Source organism: Novosphingobium sediminis (assembly GCF_007991615.1).
Lineage (GTDB): Bacteria > Pseudomonadota > Alphaproteobacteria > Sphingomonadales > Sphingomonadaceae > Novosphingobium > Novosphingobium sediminis.
Window position 1 is genome coordinate 80,378 of sequence record NZ_BJYR01000019.1, and the last position, 14,283, is coordinate 94,660.

At 66.7% G+C, this 14,283-nt stretch carries 12 protein-coding genes; 8 read left to right on the plus strand and 4 right to left on the minus strand.

The features are described 5' to 3' along the window. The first annotated feature begins 151 nt into the window (after positions 1–151). The 4 genes from NSE01_RS14640 (at position 152) to NSE01_RS14655 (ending at position 5,292) form a co-directional block, all read left to right on the plus strand. Positions 152–1,339: an FAD-binding domain-containing protein gene (locus NSE01_RS14640; protein WP_147160388.1), complete on the plus strand. Its 1,188-nt coding sequence runs from the start codon at positions 152–154 to the stop codon at positions 1,337–1,339. Beyond that, on the plus strand, positions 1,336–2,862 hold the full coding sequence (locus tag NSE01_RS14645) for an FAD-binding domain-containing protein (RefSeq protein ID WP_147160389.1): 1,527 nt from the start codon (positions 1,336–1,338) through the stop codon (positions 2,860–2,862). The genes NSE01_RS14640 and NSE01_RS14645 overlap by 4 nt, the downstream gene beginning before the upstream one ends. After that, on the plus strand, positions 2,859–4,379 hold the full coding sequence (locus NSE01_RS14650) for a cryptochrome/photolyase family protein (RefSeq protein ID WP_170233848.1): 1,521 nt from the start codon (positions 2,859–2,861) through the stop codon (positions 4,377–4,379). The genes NSE01_RS14645 and NSE01_RS14650 overlap by 4 nt, the downstream gene beginning before the upstream one ends. A 76-nt stretch (positions 4,380–4,455) precedes the next feature. Continuing rightward, positions 4,456–5,292, plus strand: coding sequence for a DODA-type extradiol aromatic ring-opening family dioxygenase (locus tag NSE01_RS14655; RefSeq protein WP_218033279.1), 837 nt, complete (start codon positions 4,456–4,458; stop codon positions 5,290–5,292). A gap of 9 nt (positions 5,293–5,301) precedes the next feature. Here NSE01_RS14655 and NSE01_RS14660 read toward each other — a convergent pair whose 3' ends face one another. Genes NSE01_RS14660 through NSE01_RS14670 form a run of 3 tightly spaced genes read right to left on the minus strand, consistent with a single transcriptional unit; the run spans position 5,302 to position 10,163 of the window. Beyond that, positions 5,302–6,144 carry a DUF6671 family protein gene (locus NSE01_RS14660; RefSeq protein WP_147160392.1) on the minus strand — a complete coding sequence of 281 codons (843 nt, stop codon included), beginning with the start codon at positions 6,142–6,144 and terminating at the stop codon, positions 5,302–5,304. Positions 6,145–6,147: 3 nt separating this feature from the next. Continuing rightward, positions 6,148–8,556: a YbcC family protein gene (locus NSE01_RS14665; protein ID WP_147160393.1), complete on the minus strand. Its 2,409-nt coding sequence runs from the start codon at positions 8,554–8,556 to the stop codon at positions 6,148–6,150. A gap of 29 nt (positions 8,557–8,585) precedes the next feature. Next, the gene (locus NSE01_RS14670) at positions 8,586–10,163 is read right to left on the minus strand and encodes a proton-conducting transporter transmembrane domain-containing protein (RefSeq protein WP_147160394.1); all 1,578 of its coding nucleotides are present in this window, start codon (positions 10,161–10,163) and stop codon (positions 8,586–8,588) included. A gap of 110 nt (positions 10,164–10,273) precedes the next feature. Here NSE01_RS14670 and NSE01_RS14675 point away from each other — a divergent pair, with 110 nt between their 5' ends. The 3 genes from NSE01_RS14675 to NSE01_RS14685 all read left to right on the plus strand — a co-directional run bounded on the left by NSE01_RS14675 (position 10,274) and on the right by NSE01_RS14685 (position 13,021). Continuing rightward, positions 10,274–11,170, plus strand: coding sequence for a LysR family transcriptional regulator (locus tag NSE01_RS14675; protein WP_147160395.1), 897 nt, complete (start codon positions 10,274–10,276; stop codon positions 11,168–11,170). Between the two features lie 166 nt (positions 11,171–11,336). Continuing rightward, positions 11,337–12,167 carry a TauD/TfdA dioxygenase family protein gene (locus NSE01_RS14680; RefSeq protein ID WP_170233850.1) on the plus strand — a complete coding sequence of 277 codons (831 nt, stop codon included), beginning with the start codon at positions 11,337–11,339 and terminating at the stop codon, positions 12,165–12,167. Positions 12,168–12,505: 338 nt separating this feature from the next. Then, positions 12,506–13,021: an NAD(P)H-dependent oxidoreductase gene (locus NSE01_RS14685; RefSeq protein WP_147160397.1), complete on the plus strand. Its 516-nt coding sequence runs from the start codon at positions 12,506–12,508 to the stop codon at positions 13,019–13,021. A gap of 15 nt (positions 13,022–13,036) precedes the next feature. Here NSE01_RS14685 and NSE01_RS14690 read toward each other — a convergent pair whose 3' ends face one another. Then, positions 13,037–13,432, minus strand: a complete 396-nt coding sequence (locus tag NSE01_RS14690; protein ID WP_147160398.1) for a MerR family DNA-binding protein — start codon at positions 13,430–13,432, stop codon at positions 13,037–13,039. 78 nt (positions 13,433–13,510) lie between these two features. Between NSE01_RS14690 and NSE01_RS14695 the strand changes: the two genes are divergently transcribed. Then, complete coding sequence (locus NSE01_RS14695) at positions 13,511–14,266, plus strand: glutaredoxin family protein (RefSeq protein ID WP_246135223.1); 756 nt, start codon at positions 13,511–13,513, stop codon at positions 14,264–14,266. Positions 14,267–14,283: the final 17 nt, after the last annotated feature.

Consider the following 14,283-nt stretch of genomic DNA (forward strand, 5'->3'; position numbering starts at 1 on the left):
CATCGTCGAAAGCTCATCTAGGGCGCCGCACCCGTCCGAGGTGTGAGCAGAACATTACGCTTTGGCCATTTTCGCGGAATGCCGATCCGCGAGGCACTTGCCCGCATGACCATCTGGGCTGCGCAGGCAGCCACAGCCAAGGACGTGAGCCATGTTGCCGCCCCCTTCACGCCGTGCTGCCCTCGATCATCTGCGCAGGTTCGTGCCGCGCGCCGGTGCGGCTTATGCCTCGGGCCGCAACACCGATGTGGGGCCGGGGCGACCTGCTGCCGTCTCGCGCCTTTCGCCAGCCGTGCGTTATCGGCTGGTCACCGAGCAGGACGTGGTCGGCGAAGTGCTGGGCAGGCACTCCTTCAACGCGGCCGGAAAGTTCATCCAGGAAGTCTGCTGGCGCACCTACTGGAAAGGCTGGCTAGAACTGCGCCCCGTAGTCTGGCAGCGCTATCTGGCAGAGCTTGATACCGCGCGCGATGCCATGGCGGGCAGCGCCGATCTGGTGGCGGCAGAGGAGGGGCGCACCGGAATCGATTGCTTCGACGCATGGGCAAAGGAACTCGCCGAGACCGGCTATCTCCACAACCATGCGCGCATGTGGTTTGCCTCGATCTGGATTTTTACCTTGCGCCTGCCGTGGGCGCTGGGGGCTGATTTCTTCCTGCGCCACCTGATCGATGCGGATGCCGCCAGCAACACGCTTTCGTGGCGCTGGGTGGCGGGTCTGCAGACGGCGGGCAAGACCTACCTCGCGCGGGCGGACAACATTGCCCGCTACACCGAGGGACGCTTCGCGCCGCATGGGCTGGCGGAGGAGGCGATTGCCCTGACCGAGCCGCCGGCGGGGCCTGCAGGTGCGCTGGCGGCGCTCCTCGCACCGGATGCAGCCGCGCCGAGCCTGCTTCTGGTGCACCATGAGGACTTCAGCGCCGAATCGCTGTTTGCAGCCGACGCGCCGATACGGGGCGTGCTCGCGGTGCGTGATCCCGCGCTGCTGTGGGGGGATGCCGCACGGCGCTATGCTGGGGAGGCGGCGGCTGATGCCGCAACGCGCGCCGAGGGGCATTTCCGCTGCGGCTCCACGCTTGCCGACCGGCTCGATGCTGAAACGGTGTCGGCAGCGGCGCGCGCCGTCGGTGCGCGGCAAGTGCTGACGCCCTATGCGCCGGTCGGCCCGGTCGCCGATGCGCTTGCGGCGCTCGAGCCGGCGCTCGCGGCCGAGGGCATCGCGCTGAGTCCGGTGCGGCGGCGCTGGGATTCAGGGCTGTGGCCCCACGCGCGGCGGGGGTATTTTGCGTTCGACGCCGAGATCGAGGGACATCTGCGCGCCGAGGGGATGCTGTGAAAACGCCGCTGCAGGTCGTGTGGTTCAAGCGCGACCTGCGCATCGAAGACCATCGCCCGCTGGCGCTTGCGGCGGAACAAGGGCCAGTGCTGCCACTCTACATCGCGGAGCCCGGGCTCTGGGCTGAAGAGGATACCTCTGCCCGGCAATGGGCATTCGCGGCGGAAAGCCTCGGCGAATTGCAGGTTGCCCTGGCCAAGCTTGGCCAGCCGCTCTGCGTGGTGCGCGGCGATGTGGTCGCGGTGCTGCGCAAGATCCATGAGCGCCACGGCATTGCCGCGCTATGGAGCCATGAGGAAACGGGCAACGGCTGGACTTATGCGCGCGACAAGGCGGTTGCTGCGTGGGCGCTCGAAGCCGGGGTGCCGTGGCGCGAGGTGCCGCAGACCGGCGTGATCCGCCGTCTCAAGACCCGCCACGGCTGGGCTCGCGCGTGGGATCGCCGGATGGGCGAAGCGCTCACCCCGCCGCCTGCTGCGCTGGAGCCGCTGCGGGGCGATTGGCCCACCCGCATTCCCACCGCTGCCGATCTCGGCCTCGCGCCCGATCCCTGCCCGCAGCGCCAGAGCGGCGGGCGCGCCGCTGCGCTCGCCACGCTCGCCAGCTTTCTGGACAAGCGCGGGCGGGATTATCGCTGGCAGATGTCGAGCCCGGTGACGGCGTTCGATGCGAGCTCGCGCCTTTCGCCGCATCTGACATGGGGAACGCTTTCCATGCGCGAAGTGGCGCAGGCCGGCCGGGCGCGGCTCATGGGACTGCGCGCCGATGAGGGCGCCCCGGCGCGAAGCTGGCGCGCCTCGATGATCTCGTTCACCGGCCGCCAGCACTGGCACTGCCACTTCATGCAGAAGCTGGAGGACGAACCGCGCATCGAGTTCGCGAACCTCCACCCCGCCTACAACGGCCTGCGCCCCGATGAGCCCGATACCCAGCGACTGGCGGCGTGGGTAGCGGGGCGCACCGGCTATCCCATCGTCGATGCCTGCATGCGCGCGCTCGCGGCGCACGGCTGGCTCAACTTCCGCATGCGGGCGATGCTCGTCTCGTTCGCCAGCTACCAGCTCTGGCTGCCGTGGCGCGCCACCGGGCTGCATCTGGCGCGGCAGTTCGTCGATTACGAGCCCGGCATTCACTGGAGCCAGGTGCAGATGCAATCGGGCACCACGGGGATCAACACGATGCGCGTCTACAATCCGGTCAAGCAAGGCCGCGATCAGGATCCGGAAGGCGTGTTCGTGCGTCAATGGGTGCCCGAACTGGCCGAAGTGCCCACGGCGCTGATCCACGAACCGTGGCGCTGGGACGGCGCGGCGGGCCTCGGCTATCCGCCGCCCATCGTCGATCACGGCAAGGCGGCGGCCGCAGCGCGCGAAGCACTCCACGCCGTGCGCAAGGGATCGGGGCACCGCAGCACCGCGAGCCGGATTGCCGAAAAGCATGGCAGCAGAAAGGCCGGGATGCCGATGACGGGGCAGAAATCGCGCCGCCGTCCCGCTGCCTCGCAACTGGCGCTCGATCTGTGAGCCGGCTCGTCCTCGTGCTGGGCGATCAGCTCGCTCTCTCGCTCTCGTCGCTCAAGGCGGCAGACAAGGCGCGCGACCGCGTGCTGATCGTGGAAGTTGCCGAAGAGGCCACTTACGTCCGCCACCACAAGAAGAAGATCGCCTTCCTGTTCAGCGCCATGCGCCATTTTGCCGAGGAATTGCGCGGGCTGGGCTGGACAGTCGATTATGTGAAGCTCGACGATCCGGCCAATACAGGCAGCTTCACCGGCGAAGTGGCGCGCGCCGTCGCTGCGCACAGGCCAGACAGCGTGCTCGTCACGGAGGCGGGCGAATGGCGTGTCGCGCAGATGTTTGCGGGGTGGGAGGCGCAGTTCGGCCTGCCGGTCGAAGTCCTCCCCGATACGCGCTTCGTCTGCCCGCTGCCGGTGTTCCGGGAGTGGGCAGAGGGCCGCAAGGCGCTGCGCATGGAATACTTCTACCGCGAGATGCGCCGCCGCACCGGCCTGCTCATGGAGGGCGACAAGCCCGCTGGGGGCGAGTGGAACTACGACGCCGAGAACCGCAAGGCCGCCGCGCCGGATCTGTTCATGCCGCGCCCACCGGTGTTCGCGCCCGATGCGATCACGAAGGAGGTCATGGCGCTGGTTGCCGCGCGGTTTGACAATCACTTCGGCGATCTCGAACCCTTCCAGTTCGCCGTCACCCGCGCCGATGCCGAAGCCGCTTTCGCCGCCTTCGTGAAGCGCGCGCTGCCCCGGTTCGGTGACTATCAGGACGCGATGCTGGAGGGGGAGCCGTTCCTCTATCACGCCGTCATTGCGCAGTATCTCAATTGCGGGCTGCTCGATCCGCTGGAGGTGTGCCGCGCGGTCGAGGCCGAATGGCAGGCGGGCCGGGTGCCGCTCAACGCCGCCGAAGGCTTCATCCGCCAGATCATCGGCTGGCGCGAATATGTGCGCGGGATCTACTGGCTCACCGCGCCCGGCTATGAACGGCGCAACTTCTTCGAGCATACCCGCCCGCTGCCTGCGTTCTACTGGACCGCCGAAACGGACATGGCCTGCGTCCGCGCCGCCGTCACGCAGACGCGCCAGCACGCCTACGCGCACCATATCCAGCGGCTGATGGTGACGGGGACATTCGCGTTGCTGGCGGGGATCGACCCGCACGAACTGCACGAATGGTATCTCAGCGTGTATGCCGATGCCTATGAATGGGTGGAACTGCCCAATACCGTGGGCATGAGCCAGTTTGCCGATGGCGGAATGCTCGCCTCAAAGCCCTACGCGGCGAGCGGGGCCTACATCAACCGCATGTCGAACCACTGCGGCACCTGCCGGTATGATGTGAAGCAGCGGACGGGTGCGAACGCGTGCCCGTTCAACCCGCTTTATTGGGATTTCATCGCCCGCCATCGGAGCAAGATCGGCGGCAATCCCCGCATGGCCCAGATGGTGCGGACCTATGACAAGTTCGCCGATGCCGAGAAGGCCCGCATTGCAACAAGCGCGGCGGCGGTGCTGGCGAAGCTCTGACCGTTCGAGGAAATCGAACACAAGCCCACACATCTTGTGGCTGTTGCGAAAACGCCATGCGCCCTAGATTGGCAGCATGAAGCAACCCGTGTTCTTCCTCTCGCATGGCGGCGGCCCTTGGCCGTGGCTTGATGGCCCCTTCCGCGAGAACTTCGCGTGGCTGGAGGCTTCGCTGAAAGCGCTGCTGGCGCAGCTGCCGGAGCCTCCGCGCGCTGTGCTGGCGGTTTCGGGCCACTGGGAGGAACCGGAATTCACCGTCTCCAGCGCCGCGCAGCCGGGGATGGTCTACGACTACTTCGGGTTTCCCGAGCATACCTACAGCATCCGCTACGCCGCGCCCGGCGATCCGGCGCTTGCCGGCCGGGTGCGCGAACTGGCGGCAGCTGCGGGCATTGCCATGGGCGATGATCCCGCGCGCGGGTTCGATCATGGCACGTTTTCGATGATGCAGCCGATCCGGCCGGAAGCCGACCTTCCCGTAGTCAGCCTTTCGATGAAGCAGGGCTACGATCCGGCCGCCCACTTCGCGCTCGGCCAGGCGCTCGCGCCGCTGCGGGATGAAGGCGTGGTCATCATGGGTTCGGGCCTCACCTACCACAATCTGCGCGTATTCAACGCGAGGGCGGCGGAGCCTTCGCGTCAGTTCGACGCATGGCTGCGGCATGCCTTGCTCGATCTGCCGCCCGAAGACCGCGCCGCGCAGTTGATGCGCTGGGAAGCGGCACCTGCCGCGCGGCTGGTCCACCCGCGTGAGGATCACCTGATCCCGCTCATGGTCGCGCTTGGCGCAGCCGGGGCGGACCCTGCCACCTGCATCTATTCGCAGGCCGATCTGTTCGGCGGGATCACCGTTTCCTCATGGCGGTTTGGCGAGGATGTGTCGGCAACCGGGTTTGACCGGCTCGCTGCCTAGGGCCGGTATCTAGGGATTGCACTCTTCGCAGTGCATCGGATCGGCGGAGCTGGCCGTGACAGCGCGCTCGTCGCTGTGTTGGCAGCCTTCGCAGGTCCAGACTTCCGCACGGGCCAGATGCGTGGGGTTTGAACACCACGCGCAAGGCAGGCCGTAAACGCGGCCGGTCATCGCGAAGCCGGGCTGGTTGCAGTTCGGACAATGACTGCGCGAGCGGCGCACAAGGTCCACCATCGCCCGCTTGATCGCGCGCATCCGGCGCGGGTTGCGATGCGCGCGCATGTCGGTCTCGATATGCGCAGCGCCGGTGAGCGCGATGGTGCGCGCCAGCACTGCGGCAAGCTCGGCCTCGCCCGCGATGGCCTTGAACAAGGCAAGGTGCGGTGCGGGCTTGTCGTCCAGCACCCCCATCACGATCACGCCATGCACAGGAAATCCGGACTTTGCGGCGAAGGCCAAGCCAGGTTCGGCCTCGGTCACGATCTCATGCGCGAAGTTGGTGGCCATCGTCGCGTAGTGGCCGACGAGTTCCAGTCCGCTTTCGCGGTCGATCAGCAGGACGAGTTCGCGGTTCAGCGCGGCGAACGGCAGGCTGGGGTGCGGACCAAAGCTGCCTTCGCTGGCGATCCCCACGCGCGCATCGGGATGAAGCCGGAACGCCGCCGCGATCTTGGCACGCGCCGCCTCTCGCGGAGTTCCGGCGCGGCCGATCTCGCGGCTGAATGTGCCGAACAGGTCTGTGTCGAGCCCTTCGGCTACAGCAACGCGGAGCCCAAGGAACCGCGCGGCAAGGGGGGCGATGGCCCGCTCCTTGCCGTGCATTGTCGCGAGCACCGCCCGCGCGCCGTCCATGGTTCAGATCGCCAATTCCGCTGCTGCTACATCGGGAGCCGCCTCGGTCATCGCTTCCCAGTTGAGATCGCCCGAATAGCGCCACGCCAGCTTGCCCTCGTCGTCGATCGCGAAGAGGTGCAGCCACTTGTTGTCAAACAGCGCGCGCACCCCGGCGTGCTTTTCGAGCACTGCGGTCATCGCCTCGCGCGGGGCCTCGATGCAGACCGAAAGGCGCAGCGGCTCGTGCATCAGCTTGTGCCCGTCGTGGACCGACTGCCACGGTAGACCCGCGCGCAGCGGCCCGCCGTTGCCTTCGATCACGCCGATCCCGCCGACCACGTTGTGCAGCAGCTTGTTGCCGCCGCCGAACAGCTCGGGCGCCACGCTCGAGCCATAGTACTGCAGGCTGATCCAGCTTGCGACGACGACCGGTGCGGTCATGATGAGCTCGAGCACACCGAAGCCTTCGTCCCGCTGCCAGACGTAGTCATGCAGGAAGGCGCGGCCTTCGAGGCTGCGGCCCGCCGTGCGCGCACGCGGCGCAGCGATGAAGGCCTTGCAGCCCGCGAGCGCCCATTCCGCCCGGGTTTCCGACCAGTCGCGGCTGCGCTTGATGACACTGGCGTCGCCCGACGCGCGCGGCAGGCGCAGGGCGCGTTCGCTGCGGGTGAGCACGGCGGCGGCTGCCAGCCACTGCTCCGCCTGCGCGATGGCTTCGCGGTGCGCGTCGGTGGGCTGGTCCTCGGTATAGAGTGTCACTGCGTCGGTCGTGGTGTCGTGCAGCGCGGCAATGAACAGCGTGGTTGCAGGGATCGCGATGCCCTTGCTGATGAGGCCGGCGCGCACTTCGGGATCATTGAGCAGCTCTGCCAGCAGCCGCGCGTTCACTTCGCCCGAATAGCCGCCGCAGGCGCCGCAGTGGAGGCCGCTGGCATGTGGGTTGTTGACCACGTTGGCGCCGTGCCCGGCGAGCAGGACCAGCGGCGCAAACTCGGTCGTCAGCGACATCGCGCCGAGGATCGAGGCCGCCATGCCAACGCGCGTCGCCGCATCGGGCGCGGGATCGGCAAAGGGCTTGGGATCGCGCGGCGGCTTGTTGGCCTTGAGGCCGAGCGCGTCCTTGATGAGCTTGCCGATGTAGATCGGACCCGCCGCCTCGACGAAGGCAAACGAGGAGACTGCGGCCAGCTTGAACCGGCCCCAGGCGCGTTCGGCGCGGGCGGTGTGGCGGGCATGGGCCGCGCCTTCGCCGCCGGTGCGGCTGGTGAGGCCGGCGTTGAGCAGCACCGGCAGGCGATGTTCGTGGACATCCGAGGCATAGCGTTGGTGCGAGGCGGTGAGGCCGAAGAAGCCCGCGAAGCCGAGCGTCTGGATCCGCCGGTCGAGCGATTCCAGCGCGCGGCGGAACACTTCGGAGCGCACGTCGATGCAGAAGGCGGCCTGCAGCACCGGGGGCTGGCGCTCGATGCCGGGCAACTGCCGGGAGAGCGTATCTGCAAGCGCGGTCTGGCCTGCACGTTCGGCGGCTTCCTGCAGGATCGCGTCAACGATCTGGTCCGCGTCGGGCGCAACCGATTCCTCGTGGGCGGCGATCGTTGCCAGCCAGCTCTGGCCGATCTCGGCGCCATAGCGGGTGAGCAGCGCCTGCTCCCAGATGAGCCTGATCGTCAGGAAGTCGGTGATCGTCTCATCGCTCTTGCCGGCAAGTTCTGCCTGCCACAGTTCATAGCGGGCGACATGGGCCCAGCCGCCAAGCGTGACGAGCAGGCTGTGGAAGTAGGTCGGCAGGGCTGCTGTCGGCAGGGCGAGCGCATCGACAGCGCAGGCGAGGGCCTCTGCCGCGCGTTCCGGCGCATCGGCGACGAGGCTGCCGAAGCCGGTGAGGCCAGCGATCTCTGGCGTCAGATCGTGCGAGGCGACGGCCTGCCATGCGGCGAAGGCACCCTTGCCGCGCGGCGCGGCCCAGAGGGCCTGGCCCTTGTCGAAGTAACCGCCGGCCCAGGCGCCGAAGCGCTCGGCGATGATGCCGGGCCAGTCGATGCCGGTTGCCTTGGCGGCGAGATCGGCGACGGTCGGCACTGCCCTGGCGGGGGCGGGATCATGCGCCAGCGCGGCCTGCAGCGCGGCGAGCGTGGCGGGCTTGCCGTCATCTGGCGCGGCAGCGAGCGCGGCGGCGAGGTGGCCTTGCGTGATTGCACCGCTGGCGATCCGGTCGCGGTACCACTGGCGCGGCATCGTGACCGGCGTGCCCGAAACCCGGGCCATGAGGGCTGCGGTTTCGGCCAGCGTCAGGCCGGTCTGGCCGAGGTAGGGGTTGACCGCGACGCTCGATGTGAGCGGCCAGACCGGCGGGATGGCGCGGGCAGCCCCATCTGCGGCGACCTTGAGCTGGGCGAGGGTCTGGCTGTTGTCGGTGGGGATCATGAGCATGGGAGATCCTTCGAGAAGAGGGTTTCGGCTCAGGCGGGCCGCTTGATGGTCCAGCCGCCGAGCATCCGGTCGAACAGGGCGTTGGCGTAGAGGCCGTTGTAAAGATGGACGCGCAGGCCCGCTGCCGCCGGGTGGTAAGCCCAGAGCGGGAACATCGACTGCGCCACCGCGACAAGGCCGAAGCTCAGGACCGCCAGCACCATCAGCGTCCATTCGAGCGGACCCGGCGCGGGGGTGGCGGGCAGCGTGCCGGCGGTGAGCCAGAGCGCGAGGCCGTGGAGCGTGAAGTAGCCGATCGAGGCAGCGACCGCGTAGACCGCCATCTTGCGGGTCAGCGCGCGAGGGGCGCTGTCGGCAAGACCCTGGGCGAAGAGGTAGGCGACACCGAAGATCAGGATGGCGCCGAGCGCGACCGCCTGCGGCGACTTGTGGTGGAAGCCGGGGACCGCATCGAAGGCGAAGCTCATCAGCGTGTAGATGGCGAGCGCCGCGACGAAGGCCCTGCCGACCGCCGCGGGGCGCGGGATCGCGACCGGCCCCGGCCGCCGCGCCGCTGCGATCTGCTCGACCGCACCGCCCGAGGCGAGGAAGGCATGCGCCTTGTAGAGCGAGTGCAGCACGATGTGGAGCAGCGCGAGCGGGAACAGCGCGAGGCCGCACTGCATGATCATGAAGCCCATCTGGCCGACGGTCGACCAGGCGAGCGAGGTCTTGATCGCGGGCTGGGTAAGCATGACCAGACCGCCAAACAGCGCGGTGAAGCCGCCGATCATGACGAGGACCGCAAGGACGCCGGGGGCGAGCAGCATGACATCGGCGAAGCGGATCAGGAGGAAGCCGCCCGCGTTGATGACGCCGGCGTGGAGCGTTGCGGAAACCGGGGTCGGCGCTTCCATCACTTCGGTCAGCCAGCCATGCAGCGGGAACTGCGCAGACTTGAGCAGCGCGGCGATGGCAAGGAGGCCTGCTGCGGCCATCGCGGCGTAGCCACCCATGCCGGCATGCGCGGCGGCGAGGATCGCGGGCATGTCGGTCGTGCCATAGGCCTTGGCCATCAGCAGCGCAGCGCCCAGCAGCGCGACGTCGCCGGCGCGGGCGGTGACGAACTTCTTGCGTGCGGCGCGCTGGGCTGCGACCCGATCCGGATAGAACAGCAGGAGCTTGTGAAGCGCGAGGCTGGTCGCGATCCATGCGCCGAGCAGCTGGACGAGCGAGCCTGCCGTCACCAGCAGCATGACCATGGCGAGTGTCGTCGCCAGCCAGGCCATGAACACGCCGTGGCGCGTCTCGCCATCAAGGTAGACGCGGGCGTAGCGCACCACAATCCAGCCGACGAAGCTGACAAGGAGCAGCATCGTCGCGCTGATGAGATCGAGGCGGAAGGCGAGGAGCGGCAGCGCGGGGCCGGCCGCTGCAAGGGTGAGGGTGGTCGCCCCGCCGATGGCGAGCGCGGCCATCGTGCCGCCAGCCATTGCCACGGCAACCAGCGCGAGCAGTTCGATCAGCGCAAGCGGGCTGCGGCCGATGCGGCCGGGCTGGGCGAAGCCAAGTGCGGCAGCGATCACCAGCAGCGCGGGTGGGGCAAGAACGGCGAGCGAGAAGGGCATGATCGGTGCTCCGCTGGAAGGGGCGTTCGAAGTTGCCTTGCTCCTAGCGGAAGCACCGCTCTGCAAAAAATTCATTGTTTAGGCGATATCGTTCGCTTTAAGTGAACGATATGGCTGATCTCAACTACAACCACCTTCGCTATTTCTGGGCCGTTGCGCAGGATGGGAACCTTTCGCGCACCGCCGAGCGGCTCAACGTTTCGCAGTCCGCGCTCTCGGTGCAGATCCGCAAGCTAGAGGACAGGCTCGGCCATGCGCTATTCGAACGGCGTGGCCGCGCGTTGCACCTGACCGAGGCGGGCCGGATCACGCTGGACCATGCGGAGGCGATCTTTGCGACCGGCGATGAACTGCTCGGCACGCTCAAGGAAACCGGCAAGGCGCGGCAAGCCGTGCGGATCGGCGCGCTCGCCACGCTTTCGCGCAATTTCCAGATCAGCTTCGTGGAACCCTTGCTCGCGCGCACCGACATCGAGGTCGTGCTGCGCTCTGGCAGTCAGGCGGAACTGCTCGGCGCGCTGCAGTCACTGGGGCTCGATGTCATCCTCACCGATCAGGCCCCTGCAATCGATGCGCTGACCCCGTTCATTGTCCACCGCTTGTCGCAGCAGCCGGTCAGCCTCGTCGGTGCGCCAGCGCTGCTGGGTGAGACGCGCGCGGTGGCCGATCTCCTGCGCACGCATCCGGTCGTTCTGCCTGCTGCGGGCAGCGGCATGCGCATCGGCTTCGATGCGCTGGTCGACCGACTCGACCTTCGTCCGCAGATTGCCGCCGAGGTGGACGACATGGCGATGATGCGTCTGATCGTGCGAGAAGGCCATGCGCTGGGCGTGCTGCCCCCTATCGCCGTGCGTGACGAGCTTGCCGATGGCACGCTGGTGGAGGCCGAGGCCCTGCCGGGCATTGCCGAGACATTCCTAGCGGTCACCATAGAGCGGCGGTTTCCCAATCCGGTGGTGCGCCAGTTGATCGACCGAGCGATGCGGGACCCGTTTGACCACGCCTGACCGGCTTCGACTCATGCCGCTGGGGGTCATTTACGAGACAGCCCCCAACTATAATTGCAAATTCTCACCAAGTTAACATTGATCTATATCAAAATAATAATAAAATATTCACCCTTTAAACTATGGTAAATAAATCCCATCTCCTCCCTTAGGAGGTATGCCTACTATGGCTAGTGATGAAGTGGGGTTGCATTCGAGCACCGGTCTTGGCGGAGCCATCATGACGCTTGATCGCAGCGGTCTGGCCGATCTGTTGATCGGTGATCAGGAATGGCTGCTCACGCGACTTGAAGACATGGAGGTGATTGTCGTCCGGCAGGCCTTCTGTCCGGTGAAGCCACTGCGTTCGTTTGCAGAGCGGCTCGATGCCATGCTCCATGGCCCGCTTGCACCGGCGTGCGTTCCGACGCCCGAGGACTACCTCATCGTCGGCGATCCCAAGGTCTCCGCCCTTGCCGAATATCTCCAGAACAGCCGCGTATGGGAAAGCGACCATGTGATGGGTCGCGCGCCCGGCGGCGTCTCGATCATGGCGATCCCCGGTGAGGGCAGCATTGCCACGCCGACCGAATTTGCCTGCACCGCTGCCGCGTGGGACGGGCTCGCGCCTGGCGAGCAGCGCGAGCTTGCCTCGCTCAGCGTGCTGCACGGGTTCTGGCAGGACCGGCTCTATCACGAACGCGAACCGCGCCATGAGGCCCTGATGCAATGGATGGCCCGGCAGAGCGCGGAACTGCCGCTCGTCCAGCCGCTGCCGGGTGGCCGTCACGGCCTGCTCATCGACGATACTGCGATCCAGCTCGTCGACGTGGAGTTCAGCCAGAGCGAGGCATTCCTCGGCGACTTGCGCAACTGGGTCACGCAGCCGGCATATGTCTACCGGCACACCTGGCAGCCGGGAGATCTGGTGATCTGGAACAGCGCCTCGGTGATGTACCGCGACCTTCCCCGACCGGACAATCCGATCTGGAAGATGGCCCAATCCCGGCGCGGATAAAGTCCCGACGCAGATACTTTTCAACGCGAATAAAGCCCGGTTTTTCCGCACTTTGGTGTGTGCCCGGCCGGTAGTAAACCGGCCGGGTTTTTTTGTAGTCATTTCGGCACCATCGCGCTCGCGGTCGCGGTCAAACCGGCATCTTTCCGAGTGGTAGAATCGACCGGCGTCTGCTTTCTGAAAGCTAGACAGGCGTCCAGTTAGCGCACTGTCACGCTATTTTCGGTGTCGGAAAACAAGTCACTATAAACGTCCTGGTCCTCCATCCTGCAGTTACGCGCGACAAGGCGTGGATCGAAGATCAACTGTCAGACATCCTTGGCGAGGTGGCCGCGTACGTGCCCGATATCGCCGTGAAGCATCGCAGCCTCGCCGGGCTCGCGCCGCATGGTGCGGCCAGCGATCTGTCGGACCAGTTGGTGCAGGAACTGGACGCTGCCGATCTGGTGGTGATCGGTGCGCCGATCGGCCATCACCCGGTCACCCCTGCGCTGGCCGAATGGCGTCGCCGCGCCAACGCCAGCAAGGGCTTCGGCGCGCCGCTCTATGCGATGGGGCTCAATCCGGAGCTGCAGGCATGGTTCAGCCATGTCATCCGCGCCGACCGTACCTTCCGCTACACGGCGCAGGGGCCGCGTGGGCTGCTCAAGGGCAAGAAGGCGATTGTGCTTGCGGCGAAGAACCGGCCCTGGGCCAGCGATGCGGTCGCCGCGCATCAGGTGCACTGCATCGATACCCAGCTGCGCTTCATGGGCATCGACGAGATTGCGACGATCGCTTCGGATTGCAACGCCAATCCCGTTGTCCGGCACCCCCGTTGGCAGCCGAAGCTGGACCAGCCGCTCGCGGCGTAATTCGCCTCCCTGCGTTCAGGTCTCGAACGCAGTCAGGATCGGGCAGAGCCGCGTCGAACCTTGCTCGCAAACCTTCGCGAGACGATTCAGCGCATCACGCGCCATTTGCAGATCGCGGATCTTCTCGTCGAGCGCGCTGACGCGGGCCCGTGCCAGTTCCCGCGCGCGGGCGCGGTCCTCGGTCGCATCGAGCGCCAGCAACTGGCCGATCTCCTCGAGCGTGAAGCCCGCACTCTGAGCCGCCTTGATGAAGCGCAGCCGGCGGAGGTCGTCCGCGCCATAGCGGCGCACGCGGCCATTCGCACCGGATCCGCTTGGCCGCTCCGGCAGGGCGATGAGGCCGCGGCGCTGGTAGTAGCGCACGGTTTCCACGCCTACGCCGCCTTCGGCCGCCAATCTTGCAATGGTCATCGCTGGCAATGGGTTGACTCTGTACTATGGTACGGACGCTATATGCGTTGGGGTAAGGCAAACAACAAGGCAATCCCCATGCATGCCCCCCTCGCAAATACTGCCCGGATCTACCGGATGGTCATGCCCGAACACACCTGCCCCTACGGGGTGAAGGCGCTTGATCTGCTGCGGCGCAGTGGCTTCTCGGTCGAGGACATCTGGCTCAAGACCCGCGCCGAGACCGATGCCTTCAAGTCCGAGCATGATGTTCGCACCACGCCGCAGGTGTTCATCGGCGGGCGCCGGATCGGTGGCTATGATGATCTGCGCCGCCATCTTGGCCTTCATGTCGCGGAGCCCGGTGCAACCAGCTATCGGCCTGTCCTCGCCGTTTTCGCGGTAACCGCATTGATGGCGCTCGCCACGAGCCAGGCCGCTTTCGGTACGCCGCTCACTTTGCGCGCTGCCGAATGGTTCATCGCCATGAGCATGTGCGTGCTCGCGATCCTGAAACTGCAGGATGTCGAGCGGTTCTCGACGATGTTCCTGAACTACGACCTGCTCGCCAAGCGCTGGGTTCCCTATGGCTACGTCTATCCCTTCGCCGAAGCGGGTGCCGGTGTGCTGATGGTCTCGGGCCAGCTCGAATGGCTCTCGATCCCGATAGCCCTGTTCATCGGCACGATCGGCGCGGTCTCGGTGTTCAAGGCCGTCTATATCGATCGCCGCGAACTGAACTGTGCCTGCGTTGGCGGGTCTTCCAACGTGCCGCTCGGCTTCGTTTCCCTCACGGAGAACGTGATGATGGTCGCCATGGCGCTTTGGATGGCTGCCCGCATGGGGGGGATGTAAGCCCGCCTTAAAATTTT